Genomic DNA, 25,843 nt, shown 5'->3' with positions numbered 1-25,843 from the left:
AAAACTAACAGAGCGCCCGATTGATTCACTGATGGCTACTTATCGCAACCAAACCGACGCATCAACTGCACCTTTATGATTTACGTTAGCATCCCCAAAGATTTCCACAGCAAAGATTTGATAGCCACCACCTAAACCACGGCGGTCGAAACCTAGGTCTGAATTGTCCCAGCGATTAACATGTGGACGAAAGTCCATAGACTGGTTGTTACCAATTGAAGTAGGGCCTCTGCGTACGCTCCAAAATTGTTTGAAGGCTTTGCTTTCGCCATTACCGCAGTATTGTGCGCCATTTCTATCCACTACGTAAACATCATAGGTAGCGCCATTTGCTCGCACTGTTCCTTTGCCTTGCGCTGGCGCACCGCGATTCTCATCCCAAGGTACAAACTGACCTGGGCCTTTCCAAGTGTCCACCACATAATACTCTTGCGATGTGTTACCGCGGCAAGACCAACCATAAAGCGCAACAAGTGCTTTTTGGATATTAGAGTTAGTCGTTAATTCACCTACGTTGTAACCTATTTTGCGGTCACGAGAACCACTGCTCCAACCTAAACCGCCAACAGCATCCTCGCCCCATGAGCGCGCCATATCCCATTCTGCTCTAAAATGACGGCCAGGATCGTTGTAAAAACCGATTTTAGTATCACAATTGCGAATGTCGTTTTGACTTAACTCAAACCACGAATAGAAATGACCGCGATAGGTACCTGATCCAAAACCGCTTTGTGAATCTGCAGCTGGGTCACAAATGGTTTTTGTAATGCTGGCTGCTTGCGCGTTATTTGGTGTTGCTGCGAAAGCTGCGCCAATCACAAACGCGAGGGCAAAAATATTAGTTTTCATATGTGTTTCCTTATTTTTTAGTTAATGCATGTTAATGCGTTTATTAACTCAAAACGGCGGACTACGATTTATTACAAGCGTCCTTGTAAGAACAGTCTTTGTGTTAAATTTGTGAAAATTGTTAATAAAATGTTTAGCAATAAATAAGGTGGATAGGATTTTTCGTCAATAGTAATTGCAGAGAAACAGCATTTTTGAGAATTTTCGAAAGTAGAATAATAAATTAGATAATGATATCCGACACCTTAGCCTAATTTTCTCGTTAGACTTTTGTCTAGTCTTGTTCGGCTTGGCTATTGAGTTTGCTCATGATATCAACGCGCTCTTCTTCACTTAGTATTTGCGTAAAAACAGTGGCGCGGCGCAAATTACGCATTTTAACCGACTTCTCTAACAAGGCGTCGAGAAATAACTCGGGTGAGTCGCGCAAATCAAGAATAGCGAGCCAAGTGAGGTAGGCGCCATAGCGCATTTGCTTCGCTTGATAACGTCGCTCTATGCGTTCAATAACGTGATTAAATAGACAGGGTTGTTCCAAGCATTTTTTCGCCATTGCTTGGTGCAAGCTTAGTATTTGATGATCAATTCCTTTGTCTTTAACCGCTACTTTCGCATATTGACTTCTCGACAATCGACTTGCTGGCGCTTTCCGATTTGCACGAATTTTTTGTCTTGATGGTGTAAAAGTCATAGTTATGTGCAGCCAAGTATTAGGCTAAAAGCGATGTTTATCGCGTTCACGCATCTGGGCTAGCTTGTCGCTAGTAATCGTTTCTTGCTTAACTTCTGATGGCACAGTGTTAGGTTTTTGAAATGCTTGCTTATGCTTATTTTCGTATAATAAGGGACGTAAGATAGGCTCCAAGCCATTGAGTTTAATTTCGTACATTGCTGCCAGTTGCTCACCCAATTTACCTTGAGGAAAGCCCTCTTTGTGAAACCACACTAGATATGGCTCGGGCAAGTTTAATAACTTTGTGCCTGCATATTTACCAAATGGCATTTGCGTATTGATAAGCGTAATCAATTCTTGCTGATGTTCTTGTGTGATATCCATTGCTACTGTTATTAGCCTATTCGTAGTTTATTCCTGATTCGACATCGTTATTTGTGACTTTTGCTGCGCCTGCCATAAACGAGCATAAATACCCTCTTTTAATAGCAACTCTTGATGAGTGCCTTGCTCGGCCACACTGCCTTTATCCATCACGATGATGTTATCAGCATCGATAATAGTAGAAAGTCTATGCGCGATCATCAAGCTCGTGTAATTTTTAGCAATAGCTCGTAATGCATTAAGTATGGCCTGTTCAGACTGAGAATCAAGAGAGGATGTCGCTTCATCAAACACCATAATTGGTGGACGTTTAAGGATCGTTCTAGCGATTGCGACGCGCTGTTTTTCGCCGCCACTGAGTTTTAAACCACGTTCACCAACTTGCGTTTTCCCTTTGTCGGGTAAGCGATTGACGAAGTCGTCTAAATGCGCGAGCTTTATTGCCTGACTAATATCGTCTTCACTTGCATCAGGGCGACCATAGCGAATATTTTCATAGAGCGTATCGTTGAAAAGCACTGTGTCTTGGGGAACAATCCCAATATGCTGCCGAAGTGAATCCTGAGTGCATCTTGATATATTTTGACCGTCGATCAAGATCTCGCCAGATGTTGGATCATAGAAGCGAAATAGCATTTTCACTAAAGTAGACTTACCCGCACCACTTTCACCAACCACGGCAACCTTGGTGCCAGGTTCAATTGCGAAGCTCACGTTCTTGAGTATTTGCCTTTTTTCATTGTAAGCAAAATTGACGTTTTTAAATTCTATTTTGGCTTGGTTAACAACGAGTGTTGAAGCCTTTGCTTGATCAACAACGCTAGGCTTTTTTTCGAGTAGGTTAAATAAATTCTCGATATTAGCTAATGAGCCGCGAATTTCTCTGTAGACGAAACCCAGAAAGTTCAACGGCATAAATATCTGCATAGTGAATGCGTTGACTAGCACGAAGTCACCAATAGTCATATTACCATTGGCTACATTAATCGCGGCAAGTCCCATCATTGAAGTCATTGCGCCAGCGATAATAAAGGCCTGACCGCCATTTAACGCGAATAGCGACAAGCGATTTTTACGACGCGCCGTTTCCCAAGATGCAAGATCGGTATCGTAGCGATTAGCTTCAAACTTTTCATTGTTGAAGTATTTCACCGTTTCGTAATTAAGTAGACTATCAATGGCACGTGAAGTCGTGCTGTTGTCGGCCTGATTCACTTCCTTTACAAAGCGAGTGCGCCAGTCAGTAGCTTTCATCGAAAAAAAGACATAAAGCACTACCGATATCAAGATTACCAAGGCGAAGCTCAGCCCGTAGTTATAAAACAGCAAGCCTATTACCAAGCCAATTTCCAATAGGGTAGGGCCAATATTGAAAATCAAGAAACGCATTAAAAAACTCACGCCGCTTGTGCCACGTTCGATATCTCGGGAGAGACCTCCGGTTTGGCGTGAAAGGTGAAAGTTAAGATCGAGTTTGTGCAGATGATTGAATACCGTTAGGCCGAGTCTGCGCATGGCTCTTTCTGTGACTCTCCCAAATAAGGTATCGCGAATCTCGCCGAATAATACGTTGGCTAGGCGTAACACACCATAGGCGATAATTAAGCCTAAGGTTGCCCCCATTATAATCTCTTTTGTGGTATCTAGATTGAGATTGTCGACGGTATGTTTAAGTACAAAAGGAAGACTAACGCTAGCCACTTTAGCTGCTATTAAGCACGATATTGCTAGCCAAACTCGCGTTTTGAACTCGGTTAGGTATGGCCAGAGCTTGGTCAAAACAGACCAATTTACAGGTTCATCAGAGGGGGTAGAAAAGCGGGATGGACGCATAGGTAAATACTGCTTTCACAAGCACCAAGTTAGATAGTTTAGATGCTTGTAGTGTACTTTAAAAGGGCCTTATACGTTCAGAATAATTTTGCTTTTCTTATATTTTTGAGTCAATTAAGCCTTCAGTCGATGGCTCGTTGTGAAGCAATTGAACCATGGGTTGTCGTATCGGTATTATGTAAAGGAAGTGGTGGACGCTGCTGCCCTGGCTCGTTGTGAAGCAATTGAACCATGGGTTGCCGTATTGGTATTACATAAAGGAAGTGGTGGACGCTGCTGCCTTGGCTCGTTGTGAAGCAATTGAACCATGGGTTGTCGTATCGGTATTTCATAAAGAAAGTGGTGGACGCTGCTGCTCTGGCTCGTTGTGAAGCAATTGAACCATGGGTTGTCGTATCGGTATTACATAAAGTAAGTGGTGGACGCTGCTGCCCTGGCTCGTTGTGAAGCAATTGAACCATGGGTTGCCGTATTGGTATTACATAAAGGAAGTGGTGGACGCTGCTGCCCTGGCTCGTTGTGAAGCAATTGAACCATGGGTTGCCGTATCGGTATTACATAAAGTAAGTGGTGGACGCTACTGGGCTTGAACCAGTGACCCTCGCCTTGTAAGGGCGATGCTCTCCCAACTGAGCTAAGCGTCCGATATATCTGACATGTTTGAAGAAAAATGGTGGACGCTACTGGGCTTGAACCAGTGACCCTCGCCTTGTAAGGGCGATGCTCTCCCAACTGAGCTAAGCGTCCGTTTTTCTTCCTTGCTTGTGTTGCTAAGCAAGTGGGGGCGTATTATAGAGTTGCGAAAGAATCTGTCAACATCATTTTAAAAAAATAGTATCAAACGTTTAAATTTCACTCGAAAGGGGCTGATATTACCCTGATTCGCATTAATCTAGTGTTAGCTACTTTTTACCGTCTATATAAAACGGTAAACTACCCGCAATTATTTTATAGGAACATTTTAGTCATGACAGTAGTTACTCGTTTTGCTCCCAGTCCAACTGGATACCTTCACGTTGGTGGTGCACGAACCGCCCTTTATTCTTGGCTTTACGCTAAAAGCCAAGGTGGCGAATTCGTACTGAGAATTGAAGATACTGATTTAGAGCGGTCTACTGACGATGCTAAGCAAGCCATCCTCGATGGAATGTCGTGGCTGGGTTTAGTTCATGACAAAGGCCCATTTTATCAAACGGAACGTTTCGATCGTTACAATCAACTCATCGACGAGCTTCTTGAGAAAGGCTTGGCTTATAAGTGTTTTATGAGCAGTGAAGAATTAGACAGTATCCGCGAAGCTCAAGAAAAAGCTGGTGAGAAACCAAGATATCCAGGAACGTGGCGTGACAGAACTGATCATCCGAATGATCAAGCCTTTGTTATCCGATTTAAAAACCCCTTAGATGGTGAGGTTGTCATAAGAGATCATGTTCGAGGTGAAATCAAAATTGCCAACGCAGAGCTAGATGATCTGATTATAAAAAGAAGCGATGGCGCGCCCACTTATAATTTTTGTGTTGTGGTAGATGATTGGGATATGGGTATCACTCACGTGGTACGCGGTGAAGATCATATTAACAATACGCCACGCCAAATTAACATTTTGAAAGCCCTTGGCGCGCCTATTCCAGAATATGCCCATGTTTCTATGATACTAGGCGATGATGGTAAAAAGCTGTCTAAGAGACACGGTGCAGTGAGCGTAATGCAATATCGCGATGACGGTTATCTACCGCAAGCCGTACTTAATTATCTTGTTAGATTAGGTTGGTCACATGGTGACCAAGAAGTTTTCAGCGTTGAAGAAATGATAGAACACTTCAGTCTTGACTCTATCAGCAAGTCGGCGAGTGCGTTCAATACCGAAAAATTAAACTGGTTAAACGAACACTACATAAAAACATTGCCAGCATCTGAAGTGGCTGAATATGCACAATGGCATTTCGATGAGCAAGGTATTGATACTTCTGTCGGCCCTGCTTTGGAAAGTGTTATTGCCGTTCAAGCTGAGCGCGTAACAACGCTAAAGGAGTTAGCGGCAATCAGTAGCTATTTTTATAGTGATTACGATAGCTTCGATGAAAAGGCAGCGAAGAAACATCTTCGTCCGGTAGCAAAAACAGCTCTTGAGACCATTAAGAAAAATCTCATGAACATAGCGCAGTGGAATCCAGAATCTATTCAGGCGTGTATTAATGATACAGCAGAGGAATTAGAAGTAGGTATGGGCAAAATAGGCATGCCATTGCGCGTTGCGGTGACCGGAGGGGGCAATTCACCATCTCTGGATATAACACTTAACTTGATGAATAAAGAGCAAGTTGCTCAAAGAATCGACAAGGCGCTTATTTACATAGCAAATAGAGAAAATTCTTAAAAAAAGCGTTGACATAATTAATCGAGATGCCTAGAATGCGCCCCGCTGTCACGGAACTGTAGCGAAGAATATAGCTCGCAGGTCTATTATGACACGGGGCTATAGCTCAGCTGGGAGAGCGCTTGCATGGCATGCAAGAGGTCGGCGGTTCGATCCCGCCTAGCTCCACCAAGTTCGTGAATGCAAAAATCCAATCTGTAGTGGTTTGGTCTAGGTTAGGTGGCTGATTATTATCAGCTGAGGTAAAGAGGGTTAGTTTGGAGATCAACCAAATTTTTCCTGAATGCCGCAAATTTTCTTACGAAAATAAGCCTAACAGAAATTTACCAAAGCTTTGCTTTGTTGACAAAATTTCTGTCCCCTTCGTCTAGAGGCCTAGGACACCGCCCTTTCACGGCGGTAACAGGGGTTCGAATCCCCTAGGGGACGCCATTTTCTCACTGGTAAAAGAGAGATGTTGAAGAACATAACACTAACCCAAGCTGTAGTGGTTTGGTCTAGGTTAGGTCGAGTAATGGTGACATTGCTCGCGGCACGCAAGGGAAAGTAGGGTATCAACCAGATTTTCACTGTAGGTCGCTCATTTTCGCTAGCGAAAATAAGCCTAACAGAAATTTATCAAAGCCTTGCTTTGTTGAAAAAATTTCTGTCCCCTTCGTCTAGAGGCCTAGGACACCGCCCTTTCACGGCGGTAACAGGGGTTCGAATCCCCTAGGGGACGCCAAATAGAGAAACCACCCAACAGGGTGGTTTTTTTATATCTAAAATTCATGTTTCAAGAGCGGAGAAGTCGCTATATGAAGGCTTTTAAATTGCCAATTGTAGTGCTCAATATTGTTCACTTTACAAAAGTTGTAAGGCGGTTATTGTAGTTCTATGAAAATTGTACTTGCTCCCATGGAAGGTGTTGTCGATCACCTAATGCGCGATATGCTCACTAGAGTAGGTGGTTTTGACCTTTGTATTACAGAGTTTGTTCGCGTTGTAGAGCAGCTACTTCCAGCCCGAACTTTTTATCGTCTTTGTCCTGAATTACACCATGGGGCGAAAACACCATCTGGGGTGCCTGTTAGAGTGCAGCTCCTGGGTCAACACCCACAATGGTTAGCCGAAAATGCCGTGCGAGCGGTAGAATTGGGTTCACCTGGTGTCGATTTAAATTTTGGCTGCCCTGCAAAAACAGTTAATAAAAGCAAAGGGGGGGCGGTATTACTCAAAGAGCCTGACACCCTCTATCGAATTATTAAGGCTGTAAGGGACGCGGTCCCGAAGGAACATCCTGTGAGTGCTAAAATAAGGTTGGGCTTCGACGATAGCTCTTTAGCGCTAGAAAATGCCGATGCTATTACTCAAGCCGGTGCTGATTTACTCACCATTCACGCAAGAACTAAAGTAGACGGCTATAAACCGCCAGCATATTGGGAGTGGATTGCTAAAATCAAAGAAGTAACGACTATTCCTATCATTGCAAACGGTGAAATTTGGTCGGCCGATGATGCTAAACGTTGCCAGCAACGCAGTCATTGTGAAGATATTATGCTAGGCAGAGGTGCATTATCCTTACCCAACTTAGCGAATACAATTAAGCACGGTCACCAAGCGATGACTTGGGCTGAAACAAAGGAACTGCTTGTTGCTTATTCGGGCTATGAGATCTATTCTGATAAAGGTCGCTATTATCCGAACCGCATAAAGCAATGGTTCAATTACTTAAAACGTCAATACCCTGAAGCTGAAGACATGTTTGTTGAACTTAGAAAGCTGAAAAGTGCTGATGAAATTGTTCAAATGTTAGCTTCATAGCAGCGGTTTATTTTCACAAATCATGGCGTAAGCCAAATCTTTATCCTAAATTTACCCTAGCTCTTTAAAAAGCACTGCTTTTTAGGGAATCTCAATTGCACTTTATAGCGTAATTTATTAGCGTTAAAAACGAAGAAAGCCGAGCCAGCCCAGTATTGCGTTGGCTTACATAATAATAATTCACTTTTCTCGAACACAAGGAAAGATATGTTTAAACCTACCATGAAAATTAGCGTGGCACTCGCCGTGTCAGTTGCTCTTTTATCAGGCTGCAGCGACAGTAAGGAAGAAGCGAAAAGTTCCATTGTTGCGGGCATTGATACAAACCCATTTCCGAGTACTTATCAAGCAATTGAGAGTAAACCTGTCGTTATCACCAATGTAACCATACTTGATGGTATCGGTGGCAAAATAGAAGATGGCGAAATTTTACTTGAAGACGGCAAAATTGCAGACTTCGGGAGCAGCGTAAGTTCTCCCTCTGGCGCCATAGAAATAGATGGCCAGGGAAAGTGGCTAACGCCGGGTATTATCGATAATCATAGTCATTTAGGCGTTTATCCGTCGCCTTCCACACGCTCACATTCAGATGGAAATGAAATGACTGGGCCGGTTACTGCTGAAGTATGGGCGGAACACTCGATTTGGCCCCAGGATCCAGGCTTTCAGCGTGCCCTAGCCGGTGGCGTGACGTCAATGCAAATTCTTCCTGGTTCAGCCAATTTATTCGGTGGTAGAAGTGTAGTAGTGAAGAATATGCCAAACCGAACTATTCAAGATATGAAGTTTCCTGGCGCTCCTTACGGTATCAAAATGGCATGTGGTGAAAACCCTAAGCGTGTTTATGGACAACGTGGCGGGCCAATGACACGTATGGCCAATGTCGCCGGCTACCGCGCTGCATGGATAGAAGCTCAAGACTATAAAGAGAAATGGGACAAGTACGCAGCCGATTTGGAAGCAGGTGGCTCTCCTGATCAACCGAGCCGAGATCTCAACCTTGAAACGCTTGCTGGTGTATTAAGTGGCGACATTAACGTACATATGCATTGTTATCGCGCTGATGAAATGGCCGTAATGATGGACGTCATGAAAGAATTTAACTATCAAATTGGCACTTTTCACCATGCCGTTGAAGCATATAAAATTGGCGATAAACTTGCTGAAAACAATGTTTGTTCGGCAATGTGGGCTGATTGGTGGGGCTTTAAAATGGAAGCTTACGATGGCATCAAAGAAAACGTAGCGATGGTGCATCAGGCGAAAGCGTGCGCTATTGTTCACTCTGATAGTGACTTAGGTATTCAGCGTTTAAATCAAGAAGCAGCCAAAGCGTGGGCTGACGGTAAGCGCGCAGGTATCGACATTTCACAAGCTGAAGCTTGGCAATGGTTGTCGGCAAATCCAGCAAAATCCCTCGGTATTTTCGATAAAACTGGCTCGATAGAGGAAGGTAAGAATGCTGATGTTGTGCTTTGGAGTACTGATCCCTTTTCGACTTATGCGCAAGCTGAAAAGGTCTTCATCGACGGCGCAATTGTTTACGATAGAACTCAACCAAACACATGGTCAGTGAGTGATTTTGAATTAGGCCAAGTTGCAGAAGGAGACGCCAAATGAGTTTATTGAAAAAAATGAGTCTTGCTGCTTCCATTGCACTAAGCCTTGGTTTGAGTGCAGCAGCATATGCTGAGAAAATTGCTATTGTTGGTGGTCAAGTGCACACAGTTTCTTCCGCCGGTGTGTTGGAAGAGGCTACCGTTTTAATTAACAATGGTCGTATTCAACAAGTCGTTGAAGGTGACAGCGTGCCAAGCGGTTACCGTGAGATTGATGCTAGAGGAAAAGTAGTCACGCCAGGCTTTATTGGTGCTTATACCTCGCTCGGGCTTGAAGAGGTTTCTGGTTCTGCTGGTACAGTAGATGCGAGAACAGAGGAGCATCCTATATCAACCCTTGGCGCAGCATTTGATGTTCAGTTTGCGATAAACAATGATTCAAGCTTAATCCCTATCACTCGCATTGAAGGTTTTACCTCCGCAGGAACGGCTTTAAGTTCCACAGGGCAGTTGTTTCAGGGGCAAGGTGCGGTCATTTCCCTCGCAGGCAAGTTTGACTCGATATTAAAAGCTAAGGCTTACATGCAACTTGATGTAAGCAATGGCGGAGCTGACGACAATGGCGGAAGCAGAGCCGCAATGTGGGTGGCAATTCATACTGCTTTTGAAGAAGCCAAATTTGCCCAATCCTACACCATGAACCCCAGTGCCGATTGGCATGGTCTAACAACGATGGCAGATGCAAAAGCACTAATTCCGGTATTAAACGGGCAAGTCCCTTTATTTGTTAAAGCGGATCGTGCAGCTGACATCTCTCAGATGCTGAAACTTAAACTACGTTTTGCCGATCTTCGCCTTGTTCTTGTGCATGGCGTTGAAGCTTGGCGAATGGCATCAGAACTTGCTGCTGCAAATGTGCCAGTGATCCTGAATCCAGAATACAATTTACCCGGTAGTTTTGACCAGCTTGGCGCAACGCTTGAAAACGCAGCACGCTTGCATAAAGCGGGTGTAAAAGTTGTAGTGGGTATGGATACTCACAATATTCGATTGGCCACTCAGCATGCTGGTAATGCTGTTGCGAACGGTTTACCACATTCAGCCGGCATTGCTTCTCTTACCATTAATGCTGCAGAAATATTTGGCTTAGAGGAGCAGATAGGTAGTTTGGAGCCCGGTAAAGACGCTGATGTAGTGATTTGGTCAGGTGATCCTCTGGAAGTGGCGCAGACCGCAGAGCAGGTATTCATTCAAGGTAAAGAAATCGATATGAGTTCACGTCAGACTAAGTTACGTGATAGGTACTTGAAGAGAAATAAAGCTTTACCAGTAGGATACACACGCCCTTAGGTGCTGATTAGGCCAGTTTTTATTAGGCGATAGTACGAACCGCATTAGCTGATGTTAATGCGGTTTTTTATTGGATGATGTTTTAAAAAATACACTTAAGGTAAAAAATATTATACATATAGTTTGTTTTGGTGTACTTTATGTTGATTGAATAAAACATAGAGATAAGAATTTTATGCTTAACATGACTATTAAAGAAAAGAGCACTTGGCTTTCCTTACTTGCAACGCTCTACATATTTGGTCGCTATACCTTTGAGGTTTTTGCTATTGACTTAGCTGCCGTGAGTGAGCTGGAGGCGATAGATATTGTAATGGGAAATTTGAGCTCAGCGGTGTTGTTGATAATCATCGTCGAAATCATTTTTCAGAGCATTATTGCGATGGCTGCTAGTAAGAATGAAGTAGAGGGCGACGAGCGCGATAAACTCATTTCCCTCAAAGCAAATAATTCGGGCTATTGGGTGTTGTCTGTTGGTGCCTTTTTAACCTTAGGACAACTACTTTTGCCCCATGCAATCGGTATGGAGTCTTCGTTGAAGTCATATTATCCGCTACCTCTATTTGAACTTCACATTCTGCTGTTTGCATTTATACTTTCTGAGGTGGTTCGATTTGCTCATCAAGTTGTACTTTACAGAAAAGATGCGGTGTAAGGGGGACTTGTGCATATTGTTAATAGGGTACGCGAGTGCCGGTTTTTTGCCGATGAAATGACTCAACAGGAATTGGCGACCGCTGTAGGTGTTACTCGTCAGACTATCATGGCGATAGAGAAGGGAAAATACAGCCCTTCTCTTGAGGTGGCATTCAAAATAGCACTGTATTTTGGTAAACCCATTCAAGAGGTGTTCTCGTATCAGGATAGTGATTAGGCGCCTTGATGCGCTAGTTATAAATGGGTGTCTATAATAAGTGCTTGCAATCGCGGCATCATAAACTCAACTATCATTGGTTGCGCTTCGGCGGTAGGATGGATACCGTCGTTTTGCATCAAGTTCTTGTCAAGAGCGATTTCCTCTAGGAAAAACGGAATTAAAGGTACTTCTTGGTCTTCTGCGACGCTTCTAAATACGTCGGTGAACATTGTCGTGTAACGCCTCCCGTAATTGGTCGGGATTTGCATCTCTTGGATCATAACCGCCACATTCGACTCTTTTGCAATATTCACCATGTCTACTATATTACTTCTTATTTTCTTTGGATTATGCCCTTGCAATGCATCGTTGCCACCGAGTTCTATTAGCAGGTGGGTAGGTTTATGTAGGTCTAACAAACGTGGTAAGCGAGCAAGCCCGCCATCGGTCGTATCGCCACTAATAGCACCATTTACTACGTCTATTGGTGTGTTAGCGTTGGTCCATGCATTTTGTAACAAATGCACCCAACCTTCTTCTTGTGTCAGGCCATAGGCTGCGCTTAAGCTGTCACCTAGCACCAATAACTTGTATTGCTTAGTATTTTCTGATGTTTCAAGCTGATCTGAATAGCTTGCAAAAGGGAATAAAAGAACTATTACTAGTACAATGCTAGATACACAATTTGCCAAATATACTTGGCCAAAATTTTCAGACTTAGAAAAAGAAAACACTATGACAACAGCTCCATTAATGATTGAAACGAAAAGCGTAATAAAAAAGGTAACTACGAGCGAAGGTGAGTTACAGATCCTTCAACCCATCAGCTTTAGTGTTAAACCTGGTGAGTCAGTTGCCATTATAGGCGCATCGGGCTCAGGTAAGTCAACGCTTTTAGGTTTGCTGGCTGGTTTAGACGAAGTATCAGGAGGACATATCGTTCTCGATGGTGAGTCACTTCATTCCATGGACGAAGAGCAGAGGGCCAGATTGCGAGGGGAGAAAGTCGGGTTTATTTTTCAAAGTTTTATGCTTGTACAAAGCTTAACCGCGATTGAAAACATTATGTTACCTGCTGAAATAGCAGGTCTAGCTGAGCCGAAGAAGCTTGCACAAAAAATTCTTGAACAAGTAGGCCTTGAGCACAGGGCGAATCATTTCCCAAATCAACTCTCAGGCGGTGAGCAACAGCGCGTTGCGATTGCTCGGGCTTTTATAACAAACCCCAAAATTCTATTTGCGGATGAGCCAACAGGAAATCTTGATTCAAAGAACTCAACAAAAGTTGAAGACTTACTTTTCGATTTGAACCGTGAGAGCAATACTACCTTAGTTCTGGTAACTCACGATGATGAATTAGCCAAGAGGTGCAGTCGCCAACTACGCATGAATGCGGGGCAGTTAACTGAAGAAACGCCAACACTTAAAATCGTTTCAGGGGAATAGCCATGCCAACAGTCTTTCAGCTTGCTTGGCGTTTATTCAAGCATGAAGCGAAACGTGGTGAGCTTACTATCATACTGCTTGCCATTGTGCTTTCAGTTGCATCAGTGCTTTCCTTATCGCTTTTTAGTGAGCGTCTGCAAGGGGCATTAACCGACCGTTCAGCTGAGTTTATCGCTGCAGATCGCCAACTTCGTTCCAGAACCCCTGTCGATGAAGCGTGGATTACAAAGGCAAGCGAATATGAGCTTGAAACCGCATTTCAACTCAGCACTCGCTCAATGGTTTTCGGTAAGGATGAACTCGCGTTGTCCGATCTTCGAGCGGTTGACAGTAGCTACCCTCTGAAGGGAAGTGTCAAAATCAGCGAGCAAGTATTTGGTAATCCCCAGCCAACCGATGACAAAGTACAACCAGGAGAGGTATGGGTCGATTCTCGCATGTTTCAGTTGCTCAGTATCAAGCTAGGTGACTCAGTCGATGTGGGTGATGCTTCATTTAAAGTAACCAGAGTGCTCAGCGAAATTCCAGATGCAGGCTTCTCCGTGTTTAATACCGACCCTATCGTTTTTATGTCGGCTCAAGACTTGGCAAAAACGAATATTACAGGTCCTGGTTCAAGGGTCAGTTATAAATATTATTTTACAGGTGAATCGAGTGATTTGGACGATTACTACGACTGGTTACGTCCTCAACTTGACCGCGAAATCCATCGATGGACATCAATAGAAGACGACGAATCTGCTATTGGTCGCTCAATCGCGCGCGCAGAACAGTATTTTCTGTTAGCGAGTTTGTTAGCGATTGTGCTGGCTGCAGTGTCGATTGCAGTTGCAGCACAACGTTACAGCCAACGTCATTTCGATCCTGTTGCGATAATGAAGACCCTAGGCGCAGGTAAGAAGATGGTGCAGCGTATATATCTGCTGCAAATATGCTTTATTACCGTCTTGGGTATTGTGCTAGGGGTGATTACCGGCTTCTTGTTACAACAAGGCGTTGTACAATTACTGTCGGGTACGGTTGAGGTGTCATTAAACGTATGGCATTGGCGACCTTTAGCTATTGCGGTATTTACCGGTGTTATCTGTGCTGTTTTATTCTCCTTGTATCCTTTGATGCAGCTTTTTTCCGTGCCGCCATTACGAGTATTGCGTCGAGACATTAATACCACGTTATCTTCAAAGGCGTTGCAATTTGCTACTTCTGGAATTGCAGTGTTCATGCTGATGTGGATTTACAGCCAAAATTTGAAAATATCCGCTATTTTGTTTGTGTCGGGAATCATATTAGTGTCGCTATTGCTTGCGGTTACTAACCTACTTATTGTGGTGGGTAGAAAGCTTGGCAGTGGTAGCATGGGCGCTTGGACGCTGGCATGGGCGCGAATTCGCCGCCGAGCCATGGGCAACAGCGTTCAGCTTATCAGCTTTGCCATCACCATCATGTTGCTACTCGTTGTATTGGTAATGCGAAATGACATGGTCAAGCAGTGGCGTGACCAATTACCCGAGGGCACGCCTAACTACTTTCTTTCCAACGTAACTGAGACTCAGCGAGCCGCGTTAGAATCACATTTTGCCAGCAATAATGTGGAAGGCGATGGATTCTATCCAGTAGCAAGAGGCCGATTTGTCTCAATAAATGATGAGCTCATTCGTACTGAAGTCACGAAAGAAGACGAGGAAGTACCAGATGAAGGGCGAAGAGGTTTGGGTCGCGAAGCGAACCTAACTTGGAGTACCGAACTTCAAATGGGTAATAAGATTGTTGAAGGCGAGTGGCTTGACTCTTGGGAAGAGGGCGAGCCTGTGCCACTCTCCATCGAGGTTGAAATTGCACAACGACTTGATATTTCATTGGGTGATAAGCTCAGTTTCAATATTGGTAGTGAAGTCGTCAGTGCCACGGTGACAAGCCTGCGGGAAGTTAACTGGCAGACCATGCAGCCCAACTTTTTCTTTGTTCTGCATCCGAAAGCGATGGAAAACTTTTCACCAACCTATATCACTAGTTTTCATTTGGAAGAGGCTCGTAAGCCAGAAATTACCCGTTTGATGGCGCCATTTGCAAGTGTCACCTTGTTTGATGTTGATGCCAGAATTAATCAGCTTCGCGAAATCATTGATCAGGTATCAATGGCGGTCGAGTTCATATTGATTTTGGTATTAATTGCTGGCGCCTTAGTATTAATAGCCCAAGTTCAGGCCAGTATGGACGAGCGTTTGCAAGAACTCGCTATTTTACGCACCCTCGGTGCCAAAGGTTGGACGATACGATTCAGCGTAATAAATGAGTTCATCATTATTGGTTTAGTGGCGGGCCTCATGGCTGCAATATCGAATGAGTTCAGCCTGTACATGCTTCAAACGCAAGTCTTTCAGATGGAGGCAAGCCTGCATCTGGAATACTGGTTAATAGCACCAAGCGTTGGTGCGTTAACAGTTGGCGTGCTCGGGGCCATAGGTTGCTGGCGTTTGTTAAGTTTGAATACGGGCGAGTTACTTCGGAAAATGGTGTAAATGGATATTCAAGTCAGAAAGGGCGCTCGCGTTGAGAGCGCAGCCTTCGCTCAGTTGAACTCGATGGCTATATATCAGGCATTGAAACTCAGGAGCGATGTTTTCGTAGTAGAACAAAATTGTGTCTATCCTGATTTAGATGATAAAGATATTCATGAAGAAGCTCGACATATCTCAGTGTACGCTGACGAGACTGACACTCTGGTAGCTTATGCGCGTTGTTTGCCGCCAGGTGTTTCTTTTCAAGGTGCCAGCATTGGCCGCGTTGTTGTGCATAAAAATCACAGAGGTAAAGGACTAGCACGGGAGATTATGTTGCTGGCTATCGCTGAATGCCAGCGTCATTGGCCCGATGCAAATATAGAAATTGGCGCTCAAGTGTACTTGCAGCGCTTTTATAGCTTACTCGGTTTTCAATCGACCAGTGAGGCCTATGATGAAGATGGCATAATGCACATAAACATGATGCTAAAGGCAGAGCAATAATGGATCTGATCTTTTTTGATCTCGACGGTACCTTGTTAAACGGACAGTCGGAACTAAGCGGCTACACCAGAGATACACTCGGTTTACTCAAAGATAAAAACATAGCTTATACAGTAGCAACGGGTAGGACGATGGTATCAGCCCATCATATTATTGGTGATCATGATTTTGCACTTCCACAGATATATAACAATGGAGCCACTATTTGGCAGCCAGACGAAAATGAGCTAATTCTTCACAATGCTCTCGATGCTAACGATATAGCGATTATTGTTGACGTAGCACGTCAGCATCGAATCACCCCCTTTGTGAACACAATTAAAAACCACGAGCACTTCATTTTCCATGCGCCAACGATTCACGAAGTTGAATCTAACTTGGTTAATAAGTACTTTGCTAAAACCAAAGCCAGTATCTTACCTATCGAAGCCTTCGATGCTCAATATGAAGTTACGAACATAAGCATGATTGGCCTAAAAGCACCCATAGTGAGTATTTGGAAGGCACTTAATGCGGTTGACAGTCTTGTTGCATACTCTGGAACGGCACACGAGGGTGAAGAATACAATTGGATTGATGTACACCACCGTCTTGCAAATAAGGGGTCGGCCGTGAGTTTATTGAAGCAGCAATTGAATGCTAACAACGTGATTTGCTTCGGCGACGGAGACAACGATCTCACCATGTTTGATATTGCAGATGAGCGCTATGCACCAGAGAACGCGCTTGCTGAAATAAAAGATAAAGCGACCGGCGTAATCGGACACCATCACCAAGACGGTGTCGCTCATTTCCTGCGAGAACGTTTTTCCCTTTAGAGGGGCTAATCTGCTATTTTAAGCACGACTGGTGAATTTCACCTCGGCGGTGTTTATCTTAATTTTTTCGCCGCTTGCAATATACTCTGGTACTTGTACAACTAAACCTGTGCTTAACGTTGCAGGCTTGGTGCGCGCACTTGCCGACGCTCCTTTTATTGACGGGTCGGTTTCAGTAATAAGTAAATCGACTGAAGCGGGAAGTTCAATCCCCACTGGGTTGCCGTCAACCATGAGCACCTGTAAGCCTTCAGTTGCTTCATCAATGAACAACAATTCTTCCTCAATAGTATCTTTATCAAGCGAGTAGGGGGTGTAGTCTTCGTTATCCATGAACACATATTCGGTGCCGTCGGCATAAGAAAAGGTCACTTTTCTTTTTGAAAATTCGGCAGTGTTGATCATTTCATCAGCTTTAAAGCTTTCATCTGCCTTTGCGCGCGTCGCTACTTCATATAAACGCATCCGATACAAACTTGCACCTGCTCTGCCACTGGGAGTGAGTTTATTGATATCTTTTACTAGATAGGTTTTGCCATTGTGTTCAATCGCTGCGTTCTTTTTTATTTCACTGGCCTTTGGCATGTGTTTATCCTTTGATTTTTATTTTTTGAATGTGCGCTTCTCAGTCGCTTTAAGACTTCTTGTCTGGCGCCTTTATTTGTGAAGCTTCACTCAAGCTCGTGCCATTGATTTAGCTAAATAAAAATACCATTTGCACACATTACAATCTAGTCATTTATCTGTTCGGTTTTGAGCTTGTTAAGCTCGCTTCGCGTATATATTGGCTATATTCATCAACAAAACTGGTAACAACTACAGTGAACACACAATTTATCAAGTCAAACGCGCTAGCAAAACAAACTAAAATTCGTCCTAGCTATAGTTACTACGCCCTTATATTTGTATCTAGCATGCTCATTTCTGGCTGTTCTATTTTTGGTGATAACGGCGTAGAGTCTGCTCCTTATACTGTACTAAAAAGTGATGAAGCCCAAGATATTGAGCTCAGGGTTTACGATAGCATGGTGCTTGTGTCTGCTGATTTAAGTGATGATGGTAGAAACTCTGCCTTCCGTAAGCTATTTAAATACATCAGCGGTGAGAATGAAGGACAGCAAGAAATTGCTATGACAGCCCCCGTATTTATGGATGACAATGCCGCAACTGATCAAGGCATCGAAATAGCAATGACGGCGCCCGTGTTTATGAGTGAAAATAGTACAACACCGCAGATGTCTTTTGTTATGCCGAGTTCTTTTACTATTGATACAACGCCAAAGCCGACAGACAGTAGCTTATCGCTCACTGAATTAAACAACTACAAGGTCGCGGTGATTAAGTTTTCATGGACATTGAGCGACAGCAATACTAAAAAACATACGCGTCTTTTAGAAGAGTGGATAGCCAAGAATAACTACTCGGTGAAAGGACCTGCAGTAACAGCTGGCTACAATGGTCCGCTTACTCTGCCCATGTTTCGTCACAATGAGATACTTATTGAAGTTGAGTAACTAAGGCTAATTATAGATCTAGACCGGCGAGGGCGTCTTTCAATACTGGGTATTGAAATGCGTAGCCTTCATCCAGTAAACGCTGTGGAATAACCTTCTGACCATACAGCACTAAATCTGATGACTCTCCCATGAGAGTGCGCAATACAAAGGCTGGTACTTTAAATATGCATGGTCTCTCTAACCTTCGAGCGAGGGCCAGAGAAAAAAAGTGATTTGTATTTGGGTTGGGGGCGGTAAAGTTAAAAATGCCATTAAGCTTTTCGTTATCAACCAAAAACTGAATACCGCCAATCATATCGTTGATGTGGATCCACGCCATGAATTGCTTTCCACTGCCTATAGGGCCGCCCAATCCTAAGCGAAAGGGCATTAACATTTTTGCCAATGCCCCACCTTGATCAGACAAAACAACGCCGGTGCGTAATATACATACACGTGTTTTCGTTTCTGCTCGAAGCGCAATATCTTCCCATTTTTGGCACACTTCGCGGCTAAATTCGTCGTAAAAATCCGTATAGGACTCGGTAATAACGCTATCACCTTGACGCCCGTAAACGCCAATGGCTGAACCACTTATGAAGGTATGCGGTGGTGTAGTAGCAGTATCGATGAGTTCAACCAACTTTTCAGTGATTCCCCATCGACTCTCACAGATGCGCTTCTTTTGTGCATCCGTCCATCGTTTGTCTGCAATTGGTTCACCGGCTAAATTAATGATGATGGTGTATTCATCGACCGAGTTTAAGTCCTCATTACTCACATATTCAGCGGCATGCCCAAGCAAGCGCTTTGCCCGAGACGGATCGCGGGTGAGTACGCTTAGCTTTAGACCACTGCCATTCTCACTAGAGCGTAAATGCTCAATAAGTTGTCGGCCAATTAAGCCAGTCCCACCAGTGATAAGAATATGCTGAGTCATTTGATTAACCTTTAGTGCAAGACAATGATAGTGAGACTGAATCGGAGAAACGCAGTGCGTGAGGTTTATCGACTTCAGCTTCAGCGAAGGTTACCCAAGGGTGCTCTGCAGCAATACTAAGCACGTCGTGTGTAAGCTTCTCGAGGAGATAGAAGCGATTGTCTTCAACCAAGCGTATGATCGCTTTGGTAATCGTCTTATAGTTTAACGCATGATCCATAAGGTCTGAGTCGGTTGCTTTTTTTGCGTCGTAATGAATTTTAACGTTAATCACGACGTCTTGTTGATTCTTAATTTCATCTTCATTGATACCGATACAAGTACGAAGGCGTAGGTTTTTAATTCTGATTGTTGCCTGATTCAAATTCATGAAGAACAATTTTCCTTGTGGTAAAGCCTAGAGGCTAATTATTATTTTTAATTTATACTCATTTGAGTGTAGTCAAGACTTTCAATAAATACAGAGACTTATTCACTAAATAGTCGTTTCACTTATTTTGCTATTTATGTCACTCTATGACGATAAAGTATTGAGGCAAAAGCGCGTCGACTGCCGTTGTAATTTACAAGCTCGCTCATAAGGATTCATATGGACATTAAATCACCCACCGCTAAAGCCCTGATGGTTATGGCTTGTATCGTTGTGGTACTTGCCGGCATAAAAGCAGCAAGCGTAATAATGGTACCTTTTTTACTGTCAGCATTTATCGCAATAGCGTGCAGCCCTCTGATAAACTGGTCAGCTCGCTATCGCGTGCCTCGCTGGGCTTCTGTTACCTTAGTTATACTGATAATACTGGTGATTGGTTTTATGTTAGCCGGATTAATTACACAGTCTATGACTGAGTTTCGACAAAATATGCCAGTTTATCGCGAGCAATTGTCGGGAGAATTTGCATGGGTAATTAATAAGCTTGCCGTGCTCAATATTCATATCGACCAATCGCTGATCATGACTTATCTCGACCCGGGTGCTGCTATGTCGGTAGCAACTGGTTTTCTAAGTGGTATGGGAAGTGTATTGTCGAATGTTTTCCTGATAATACTCACGGTGATCTTCATGTTGTTTGAGGCTGAAACCATGCCAAAGCGCATTCATGTCGCCTTAGCCGACCCTGATATGAAAATGACGCACATCGATCGCTTCCTACAATCAGTCAACAGTTATTTAGGTATTAAGATGTTAGTCAGCCTAGGCACCGGTTTGTTTATCGGTATATGGCTGTATGCCCTAGGTGTAGATCACTTTTTGCTGTGGTCGGTACTTGCCTTTATGTTGAATTTCATTCCCAACATAGGCTCTATTATTGCAGCGATACCGGCTGTGTTAATGGCTTTTGTAGAGTTTGGCTTTGCTAAAGCTGGCTTGGCCGGATTAGGCTTTATTATTGTTAATATGGTGATGGGAAATGTCATTGAACCGCGTTTCATGGGCAGAGGCTTAGGCTTGTCGACCTTGGTGGTATTTTTATCGTTAATCTTCTGGGGTTGGTTGCTGGGTAGTGTTGGCATGTTGTTATCAGTGCCACTGACGATGGTTGTTAAAATTGCACTTGAGTCACGAGAAGAGAGTAAGTGGTTGGCTATTTTACTGTCAAGTGACGACCCTGATGCAGAGGCTAAATCGACAGGCTAAAAGCCTCGTTAAGTAATTACTCGCAGAGGCTTCTCGCGGTATGCGGTATTCAGTATGCTAGCTACTGGCCGCTAAGGCGTTTACCAAAAGACACGGCATAGGCAGGAGAACGCATTCTTAGTACTGGGTCATCACTGGTTTTATAACCTTCGCCCACCACGTTAGGATCGAAGTTAATACCGGTGCATGCTTCGCCACCGACGCTAGTTAGGGTGAGCTTGCCCATTGTTTTTGTTGGCCGCTCTGCAGGCCAAGGCTGCGATGGGTCAACATTAGTGTCCTCATCAGTGCCTAAAGCATAGGTAATGGTATAGGAAATCGTTTTGCCTTCATCCATCTGCTGTTGTAGACGTTTGGCTAGGAAAGGCGTTTCGAGTTTTCCAGCGCTCTCCTTATCCATAGATTGCACACCAAGGTCTGGTGTTGTGTGCCATCTGAACTTAGTCTCTTTACCTTCTTTGTTCGTCATAAAGAAAGTATGTAAGCCGAAAAATTCAGTATTTGCGTACGAATAAGGCGTTTGAACCTGTTGGTTCCAAGCCGCCAAGCGCTGTGTACTTGGATTTTGTGCGATATAAGCACCTAACTTCGCATAATCTACTTTGCCATCTTCACCGGGTAAAAGACGCTCTAGTAAGCCAAAGAAAATATCTGGGTTTTTCGCAGCAAACACCGGCGTGTTATTTCCTACGATGTTGTGTTTTGCCCCATTTGGCAGGTTAAGTTGGATTGCCATGCCTCGTGTGCCTGCTACTCGTTCATCGGCATTTGGGTTACCGCCACCCAAAGAAAACCTAAGGGTGGCATCTATTGTGTCTTGCGTAAAAATCGGTGAGCTTGAATGCGCCGCCAGCGCTTTATTTGGCTCAAATCTCGCTTTTGCGCAAACGCCATTGGCATGCGCTTTTCTTACTCCTGGGTGTTTTCCACTTAGCTTCTCAAATAGCTCAACGAATTCTACTGGCGATTTTGACTCTTGCGCATGAAGTAAATGTGTCGCGCTGAGACTTGTTAATAGCGCAAACGCTACGCTAAGACTAATGTTTGATTTAAGCATGATGCTTTCCTTGATTTATAGTTATCCCTTAATCATAGACAGTAATTTGAAATTTAAAAATTTCTATTACTTATACGCTGAAATAAGCAAAGCGGGGATGTTATGTCTATATAAATACAGCGCAGGAGTTAGCGTTGATGTGGTAGCTTAATGGTAAAAATACTGCCTCGGGTAGGGTGTTTAATGAGGTCATCTTTATGAGTTTTATAGCTAACAACATCGAGTTCACCGCCGTAAGTATCGAGCATATCAACTACCAGTGCTAAGCCCAGACCTTGACCTTGAGTATAACTATCAAGTCGTTTTCCTCGTTGCGTGATGCTAGTAATTTCATCTGCTGAAATGCCACTGCCATCGTCTTTAAACGATACGTGGGTGAGTTCGTCGGCACGCTTATAGCCGATAATAACTTCTTTATTCGCGGCCTTGCAGGCGTTGTCTAACAGATTTCCAGCTATTTCCATAAAGTCAGTTTGGTCAATGGATAGCAAGGCTGGCTCTTCCATATCAATATGTATCGTAAGCTTTTTGTCTTGGTGTATTTTCTCCATCGCTTCAACGATAGACTGAACTAAAGGGAATATGTCGATGCTGGGAAGGTAACCTATTACGTTAATGGTTGCTCGTTTCAATTGTCGTTTAACGATGTTGTCAATTTGCAGTACAGGCTGGCGAACTTCGCGAGTCAAATTATCTTGACCAAGGATCACACTTAACGGTGTTTTAATACTGTGCGCTAAGTCGTCTAGGCTCTTTTTGTAGCGCTCGCGCTGTTCCTGCTCACTAGCTAAGAGTTTATTAATACCGTTTTGAAGAGGCTGAAGCTCGGGTGGATAATCATCAGTGATGTGATTGATTTCACCTCGTTCTATTTGCCCGATACGCGAAATAATCTTCTTCATTGGCAGGAACACACTGCGTAGCGATAGAGCGATTAAGCCTAATAATATGACGCCAAGCACGCCAATCCAGCCCCATAATCGGTTAATAAAAGTGTTCAACTCGTTTTGATATTTGTCTTTGGTATTGATGACTAAAAAAGTCACACGCTCGAATTTACCCTCTATTTTAAATTCAGCAGTGTTAACAAAAGCGAAATGAGGATCCTCGGCGTTGAAATTGCTTAAGAATTCACTCTGTCCCGAACTCATATCAAGGGTGTCGCGATATAGCTTTCCGAATAACGGCATATCGACTTTACTATCAATAGCCGACTGCGATTGCCATACTTGTTGGTTCCGCCATCTGATGGCTGCGACCAAATCAGAACCTGGAAGGTTGAGACTCTCTACAAATAAGCGTGGAGGCATAGAAGCTCTACCTTCGTCAAATTCGAACTCTGAGAGCATTGCAAAAGCGGTTGTGTTGAGCTCTTCCTTTTTAGCCAGTAAAAGGCTTCTTTCGTAAGCATTTTGCATGGAAAATATTGTTGCAGGAAAGAAAATCGCAACAAACAACAGGCAAGTGAGGAAGATGCGCCTTGTTATCGACCACGATTTCATAAAAAGTCTACCACGCCACTATAAATTTGCATTTAAGCGATAGCCTCTGCCTCGAAGCGTTTCAATAGGCTTTATCTGATTAGTCTTATCAATTTTCTTGCGCAAACGGCCAACAAAAACCTCTATTACGTTACTATCAAGGTCGAAGTCTTGATCGTAGATGTGCTCCACCATTTCGGTTTTTGAAACAACCTTGTTAGGGTTTAACATCAAGTATTCGATCACTCTGTACTCGTAGGCAGTAAGATCGATTGCTTGCTCATTAACGAATAACTGATTAGCAACAGTGTCTAAGGATAGCGGGCCTTTCTCGATAACTGGATTTGCCTGACCAGATGAGCGCCGGATCAAGGCTTTTACGCGGGCTAAAAGCTCTTCATGCACAAAAGGTTTAGTAAGATAATCGTCTGCACCACACTCAAGGCCTTTCACCTTTTCCTGCCAGCGGTCGCGAGCAGTTAGAATGATAATAGGGCATTCGACTTTGTTAGCCCTAGCTCGCTGAATAACTTCAAAGCCATCAACACTGGGTAGGCCAACATCGACAATCGCTAGATCATATTCATATTCTTGTAACTGGAAAAGTGCCTTGTCGCCGTCATCGGCAAGGTCAACACTAAAGCCTTGTGATTGCATGTATTGATCGAGTTGTAGTAATAGTCTGCTGTCGTCTTCAACAATAAGAATGCGCACCTTTTCTCTCCATGTTTAATATCCGTTATCAACCCTGTATTTCAGTCGACCGTATGTAAAGCTTATGCAATAACGAGCGGCAGCTACTGATATTACTATCAGCGCCGCTTAGCGACTTACTTTCCCGGTGTAAGCATCAACCATAACAAAAACAACCCTGCCAGAACTTTGATGCACCTTTACTCGATAGTAGTCACCCTTTAAATCGACCTTCAATACTTTACCAGCATAAGAGCGAGTTGCTTGTCTTGCAGCTTGCGCTTTGGTTATCTTCTTTGCTTTTTTCTGCTTATCTTGTACCCACATCCCTTGCGAGTCATTGAGCTTGTTTCCGAGAGTCGTTACGGCGTTACTTGATAGAGAAGCGAACACTATTAAAGTGAAAACCAAAGCTTTTAGTAGCAAGTGTTTGATAATATTCTCCCGAATAAGACATAGTTTGTTTCGACCTTGCGATAGGGATTTGTATATATGCACGCAGTATATAATATCTAGCTGAACTTAAAATGAATGACTATGCGCTAGCAAGGCTATCCAATTTCGTTCTGCGGCATAGAGGCACTAAAATCACAACCAACGCTTCCATAACATACCCGCCAACATTAGCACGGCAAGCACCACCATTGTAGTCCCAACAATGAAAAAACCGTTTGGATTTTCCACCCCAGGAAGACCTGCAACATTCATCCCAAACAACCCAGTAAGAAAAGATAAAGGTAGAAAAATAGCGGTCACCAAAGATAATACGTACATGCGCACGCCTTGCTGGTCTGCAATACGGTTGCGTAATTCATCTTGAAGTAGCATGGCACGCTCTTTGGCAAGGTCGAGGTCTTCAACGTAACGAGTCATTCGGTCGGTGAGTTCACGAAGCTCAAAAAACTGAGCTTGCGTAAGCACTTTGTTTAATCGAAACAAGGCGTCCAGTGCGTCACGTTGAGGGGCAAGGTAACGACGTATTGATGCAGCTTTACGGCGGAGTCGACTGAGCTTTAGGCGGTCGTGGTTTTGTAAGCCATCATCGGCCTCGAACGCACTGAGTTCGTCATCAATGCGATCAACGGTATCACAGATGCCTTCAGCGATGTTCTCAATGAGTTCTAGTACCAACTCTGCCGGGCTAGAAATGCATTGTTTGGAGTCAATTAAGCTTCTCACTTTTTGTACTGAGAGGAGTTTGCGATCCTTGCGGCGAGCACTGATAATATTGTTGCGGTCGAACCATAGACGCAGCGATACCATATCTTCTTCTTCGGCATTCTGGTTAAGGTTGATGCCGCGCAGGAACAACATAACACCGCCATCGGCCGCAAATGCCTTAGGCCGCGTCTCAATAGCAGTCATTGAATCGCTAGTAAGTTCAGATAAACCCACGCTCTCTAAAATATCTTTGGCATTGCCAACATCGGCTTGAATATGAATCCACTGATAGTGATTTTGCTCAGAGTTTTCAGGTAAGCGACTTGGCTTGATATCAGAGTCAGCCTCGGTGGCATGCCCTAAATCATTGACTTGAAGGTTCCATAGTAGACTTTGTGTATCTTGTAAATCAGACATCGAGGCATC

General features: G+C 43.8%; 25 protein-coding genes, 5 tRNA genes and 1 pseudogene. 15 read left to right on the top strand and 16 right to left on the bottom strand.

Annotated elements, in window-relative coordinates:
- Positions 1-39: 39 nt before the first annotated feature.
- From ISG33_RS07115 to ISG33_RS07085, 7 genes and pseudogenes are all read right to left on the bottom strand, one after another.
- Positions 40-849, bottom strand: coding sequence for a glycoside hydrolase family 11 protein (locus tag ISG33_RS07115; RefSeq protein WP_195732782.1), 810 nt, complete (start codon positions 847-849; stop codon positions 40-42).
- Positions 850-1,123: 274 nt separating this feature from the next.
- Positions 1,124-1,540, bottom strand: a complete 417-nt coding sequence (locus tag ISG33_RS07110; protein WP_195732781.1) for a hypothetical protein — start codon at positions 1,538-1,540, stop codon at positions 1,124-1,126.
- Between the two features lie 147 nt (positions 1,541-1,687).
- Positions 1,688-1,906: pseudogene (locus ISG33_RS17065) on the bottom strand (DUF3820 family protein); the annotation flags it as partial.
- Between the two features lie 27 nt (positions 1,907-1,933).
- Positions 1,934-3,739, bottom strand: a complete 1,806-nt coding sequence (locus tag ISG33_RS07100) for an ABCB family ABC transporter ATP-binding protein/permease (RefSeq protein WP_195732779.1) — start codon at positions 3,737-3,739, stop codon at positions 1,934-1,936.
- 122 nt (positions 3,740-3,861) lie between these two features.
- On the bottom strand, positions 3,862-4,200 hold the full coding sequence (locus tag ISG33_RS07095) for a hypothetical protein (RefSeq protein ID WP_195732778.1): 339 nt from the start codon (positions 4,198-4,200) through the stop codon (positions 3,862-3,864).
- Positions 4,201-4,307: 107 nt separating this feature from the next.
- Positions 4,308-4,383, bottom strand: a tRNA-Val gene (locus ISG33_RS07090).
- Positions 4,384-4,410: 27 nt separating this feature from the next.
- A tRNA-Val gene (locus tag ISG33_RS07085) sits at positions 4,411-4,486 on the bottom strand.
- A gap of 220 nt (positions 4,487-4,706) precedes the next feature.
- Here ISG33_RS07085 and gltX point away from each other — a divergent pair.
- The 9 genes from gltX (at position 4,707) to ISG33_RS07040 (ending at position 11,702) form a co-directional block, all read left to right on the top strand.
- Complete coding sequence (gltX, locus tag ISG33_RS07080; protein ID WP_195732777.1) at positions 4,707-6,116, top strand: glutamate--tRNA ligase; 1,410 nt, start codon at positions 4,707-4,709, stop codon at positions 6,114-6,116.
- Between the two features lie 95 nt (positions 6,117-6,211).
- Positions 6,212-6,287, top strand: a tRNA-Ala gene (locus tag ISG33_RS07075).
- Positions 6,288-6,472: 185 nt separating this feature from the next.
- Positions 6,473-6,548 (top strand) — tRNA-Glu (locus ISG33_RS07070).
- Positions 6,549-6,764: 216 nt separating this feature from the next.
- Positions 6,765-6,840, top strand: a tRNA-Glu gene (locus ISG33_RS07065).
- 152 nt (positions 6,841-6,992) lie between these two features.
- Positions 6,993-7,919, top strand: a complete 927-nt coding sequence (gene dusC, locus ISG33_RS07060; protein ID WP_195732776.1) for a tRNA dihydrouridine(16) synthase DusC — start codon at positions 6,993-6,995, stop codon at positions 7,917-7,919.
- Between the two features lie 207 nt (positions 7,920-8,126).
- The gene (locus tag ISG33_RS07055) at positions 8,127-9,539 is read left to right on the top strand and encodes an amidohydrolase (RefSeq protein ID WP_195732775.1); all 1,413 of its coding nucleotides are present in this window, start codon (positions 8,127-8,129) and stop codon (positions 9,537-9,539) included.
- Positions 9,536-10,828 (top strand): amidohydrolase family protein, encoded by a 1,293-nt coding sequence (locus tag ISG33_RS07050; protein ID WP_195732774.1) that lies wholly within the window; start codon positions 9,536-9,538, stop codon positions 10,826-10,828. The genes ISG33_RS07055 and ISG33_RS07050 overlap by 4 nt, the downstream gene beginning before the upstream one ends.
- 175 nt (positions 10,829-11,003) lie before the next feature.
- Positions 11,004-11,483 carry a hypothetical protein gene (locus ISG33_RS07045; protein WP_195732773.1) on the top strand — a complete coding sequence of 160 codons (480 nt, stop codon included), beginning with the start codon at positions 11,004-11,006 and terminating at the stop codon, positions 11,481-11,483.
- A gap of 57 nt (positions 11,484-11,540) precedes the next feature.
- Positions 11,541-11,702 carry a helix-turn-helix transcriptional regulator gene (locus ISG33_RS07040; RefSeq protein WP_195733079.1) on the top strand — a complete coding sequence of 54 codons (162 nt, stop codon included), beginning with the start codon at positions 11,541-11,543 and terminating at the stop codon, positions 11,700-11,702.
- Between the two features lie 17 nt (positions 11,703-11,719).
- Here ISG33_RS07040 and ISG33_RS07035 read toward each other — a convergent pair whose 3' ends face one another.
- Positions 11,720-12,376 (bottom strand): arylesterase, encoded by a 657-nt coding sequence (locus ISG33_RS07035; protein ID WP_195733078.1) that lies wholly within the window; start codon positions 12,374-12,376, stop codon positions 11,720-11,722.
- A gap of 61 nt (positions 12,377-12,437) precedes the next feature.
- On the opposite strand from ISG33_RS07035, the gene ISG33_RS07030 reads away from it, so the two are divergent.
- From ISG33_RS07030 to ISG33_RS07015, 4 genes are read left to right on the top strand one after another with little or no spacing between them, the layout of a single operon-like run.
- Positions 12,438-13,130: an ABC transporter ATP-binding protein gene (locus tag ISG33_RS07030; RefSeq protein ID WP_195733077.1), complete on the top strand. Its 693-nt coding sequence runs from the start codon at positions 12,438-12,440 to the stop codon at positions 13,128-13,130.
- A 2-nt stretch (positions 13,131-13,132) separates the two neighbouring features.
- On the top strand, positions 13,133-15,649 hold the full coding sequence (locus tag ISG33_RS07025) for an ABC transporter permease (RefSeq protein WP_195732772.1): 2,517 nt from the start codon (positions 13,133-13,135) through the stop codon (positions 15,647-15,649).
- The gene (locus ISG33_RS07020; RefSeq protein WP_195732771.1) at positions 15,650-16,135 is read left to right on the top strand and encodes a GNAT family N-acetyltransferase; all 486 of its coding nucleotides are present in this window, start codon (positions 15,650-15,652) and stop codon (positions 16,133-16,135) included.
- A complete protein-coding gene (locus ISG33_RS07015) occupies positions 16,135-16,953 on the top strand; it encodes an HAD family hydrolase (RefSeq protein ID WP_195732770.1) in 819 nt (272 codons plus the stop codon). The genes ISG33_RS07020 and ISG33_RS07015 overlap by 1 nt, the downstream gene beginning before the upstream one ends.
- Positions 16,954-16,971: 18 nt before the next feature.
- On the opposite strand, the gene efpL is transcribed toward ISG33_RS07015, so the two are convergent.
- Entirely contained in the window at positions 16,972-17,538 is a 567-nt protein-coding gene (gene efpL / locus ISG33_RS07010; protein ID WP_195732769.1) for an elongation factor P-like protein EfpL, read from the bottom strand.
- Between the two features lie 236 nt (positions 17,539-17,774).
- Between efpL and ISG33_RS07005 the strand changes: the two genes are divergently transcribed.
- Positions 17,775-18,467, top strand: coding sequence for an SOUL family heme-binding protein (locus ISG33_RS07005; protein ID WP_229333479.1), 693 nt, complete (start codon positions 17,775-17,777; stop codon positions 18,465-18,467).
- A gap of 10 nt (positions 18,468-18,477) precedes the next feature.
- Here the strand turns inward: ISG33_RS07005 and ISG33_RS07000 are convergent, their stop codons facing one another.
- Positions 18,478-19,389, bottom strand: a complete 912-nt coding sequence (locus tag ISG33_RS07000; protein WP_195732768.1) for a TIGR01777 family oxidoreductase — start codon at positions 19,387-19,389, stop codon at positions 18,478-18,480.
- Positions 19,390-19,393: 4 nt separating this feature from the next.
- A complete protein-coding gene (folX, locus tag ISG33_RS06995) occupies positions 19,394-19,759 on the bottom strand; it encodes a dihydroneopterin triphosphate 2'-epimerase (RefSeq protein WP_195732767.1) in 366 nt (121 codons plus the stop codon).
- A 219-nt stretch (positions 19,760-19,978) separates the two neighbouring features.
- On the opposite strand from folX, the gene ISG33_RS06990 reads away from it, so the two are divergent.
- A complete protein-coding gene (locus ISG33_RS06990) occupies positions 19,979-21,025 on the top strand; it encodes an AI-2E family transporter (protein WP_195732766.1) in 1,047 nt (348 codons plus the stop codon).
- A gap of 61 nt (positions 21,026-21,086) precedes the next feature.
- Here ISG33_RS06990 and ISG33_RS06985 read toward each other — a convergent pair whose 3' ends face one another.
- From ISG33_RS06985 to ISG33_RS06965, 5 genes are all read right to left on the bottom strand, one after another.
- Entirely contained in the window at positions 21,087-22,082 is a 996-nt protein-coding gene (locus tag ISG33_RS06985; protein WP_195732765.1) for a catalase family peroxidase, read from the bottom strand.
- 128 nt (positions 22,083-22,210) lie between these two features.
- Complete coding sequence (locus ISG33_RS06980; RefSeq protein ID WP_195732764.1) at positions 22,211-23,584, bottom strand: ATP-binding protein; 1,374 nt, start codon at positions 23,582-23,584, stop codon at positions 22,211-22,213.
- Between the two features lie 18 nt (positions 23,585-23,602).
- Positions 23,603-24,277, bottom strand: a complete 675-nt coding sequence (locus ISG33_RS06975; RefSeq protein ID WP_195732763.1) for a response regulator transcription factor — start codon at positions 24,275-24,277, stop codon at positions 23,603-23,605.
- Positions 24,278-24,385: 108 nt separating this feature from the next.
- Entirely contained in the window at positions 24,386-24,649 is a 264-nt protein-coding gene (locus ISG33_RS06970; protein ID WP_229333478.1) for a PepSY domain-containing protein, read from the bottom strand.
- Between the two features lie 195 nt (positions 24,650-24,844).
- Positions 24,845-25,834 carry a zinc transporter ZntB gene (locus ISG33_RS06965; protein ID WP_195732761.1) on the bottom strand — a complete coding sequence of 330 codons (990 nt, stop codon included), beginning with the start codon at positions 25,832-25,834 and terminating at the stop codon, positions 24,845-24,847.
- Positions 25,835-25,843 lie beyond the last annotated feature (9 nt).

The organism is Marinibium conchae, from assembly GCF_015595035.1.
Lineage (GTDB): Bacteria > Pseudomonadota > Gammaproteobacteria > Enterobacterales > Alteromonadaceae > Glaciecola.
Note: the sequence above shows the minus strand (reverse complement) of the source record. Positions and strands in the feature narration are given on the sequence as shown.

Excerpts from the sequence above, each read along its gene's own strand:
- ISG33_RS07115 (WP_195732782.1), bottom strand. The coding sequence starts at position 849 with ATGAAAACTAATATTTTTGCCCTCGCGTTTGTGATTGGCGCAGCTTTC.
- ISG33_RS07110 (WP_195732781.1), bottom strand. The coding sequence starts at position 1,540 with ATGACTTTTACACCATCAAGACAAAAAATTCGTGCAAATCGGAAAGCG.
- ISG33_RS07100 (WP_195732779.1), bottom strand. The coding sequence starts at position 3,739 with ATGCGTCCATCCCGCTTTTCTACCCCCTCTGATGAACCTGTAAATTGG.
- ISG33_RS07095 (WP_195732778.1), bottom strand. The coding sequence starts at position 4,200 with ATGGTTCAATTGCTTCACAACGAGCCAGGGCAGCAGCGTCCACCACTT.
- gltX (WP_195732777.1), top strand. The coding sequence starts at position 4,707 with ATGACAGTAGTTACTCGTTTTGCTCCCAGTCCAACTGGATACCTTCAC.
- dusC (WP_195732776.1), top strand. The coding sequence starts at position 6,993 with ATGAAAATTGTACTTGCTCCCATGGAAGGTGTTGTCGATCACCTAATG.
- ISG33_RS07055 (WP_195732775.1), top strand. The coding sequence starts at position 8,127 with ATGTTTAAACCTACCATGAAAATTAGCGTGGCACTCGCCGTGTCAGTT.
- ISG33_RS07050 (WP_195732774.1), top strand. The coding sequence starts at position 9,536 with ATGAGTTTATTGAAAAAAATGAGTCTTGCTGCTTCCATTGCACTAAGC.
- ISG33_RS07045 (WP_195732773.1), top strand. The coding sequence starts at position 11,004 with ATGCTTAACATGACTATTAAAGAAAAGAGCACTTGGCTTTCCTTACTT.
- ISG33_RS07040 (WP_195733079.1), top strand. The coding sequence starts at position 11,541 with ATGACTCAACAGGAATTGGCGACCGCTGTAGGTGTTACTCGTCAGACT.
- ISG33_RS07030 (WP_195733077.1), top strand. The coding sequence starts at position 12,438 with ATGATTGAAACGAAAAGCGTAATAAAAAAGGTAACTACGAGCGAAGGT.
- ISG33_RS07025 (WP_195732772.1), top strand. The coding sequence starts at position 13,133 with ATGCCAACAGTCTTTCAGCTTGCTTGGCGTTTATTCAAGCATGAAGCG.
- ISG33_RS07020 (WP_195732771.1), top strand. The coding sequence starts at position 15,650 with ATGGATATTCAAGTCAGAAAGGGCGCTCGCGTTGAGAGCGCAGCCTTC.
- ISG33_RS07015 (WP_195732770.1), top strand. The coding sequence starts at position 16,135 with ATGGATCTGATCTTTTTTGATCTCGACGGTACCTTGTTAAACGGACAG.
- efpL (WP_195732769.1), bottom strand. The coding sequence starts at position 17,538 with ATGCCAAAGGCCAGTGAAATAAAAAAGAACGCAGCGATTGAACACAAT.
- ISG33_RS07000 (WP_195732768.1), bottom strand. The coding sequence starts at position 19,389 with ATGACTCAGCATATTCTTATCACTGGTGGGACTGGCTTAATTGGCCGA.
- folX (WP_195732767.1), bottom strand. The coding sequence starts at position 19,759 with ATGAATTTGAATCAGGCAACAATCAGAATTAAAAACCTACGCCTTCGT.
- ISG33_RS06990 (WP_195732766.1), top strand. The coding sequence starts at position 19,979 with ATGGACATTAAATCACCCACCGCTAAAGCCCTGATGGTTATGGCTTGT.
- ISG33_RS06985 (WP_195732765.1), bottom strand. The coding sequence starts at position 22,082 with ATGCTTAAATCAAACATTAGTCTTAGCGTAGCGTTTGCGCTATTAACA.
- ISG33_RS06980 (WP_195732764.1), bottom strand. The coding sequence starts at position 23,584 with ATGAAATCGTGGTCGATAACAAGGCGCATCTTCCTCACTTGCCTGTTG.
- ISG33_RS06965 (WP_195732761.1), bottom strand. The coding sequence starts at position 25,834 with ATGTCTGATTTACAAGATACACAAAGTCTACTATGGAACCTTCAAGTC.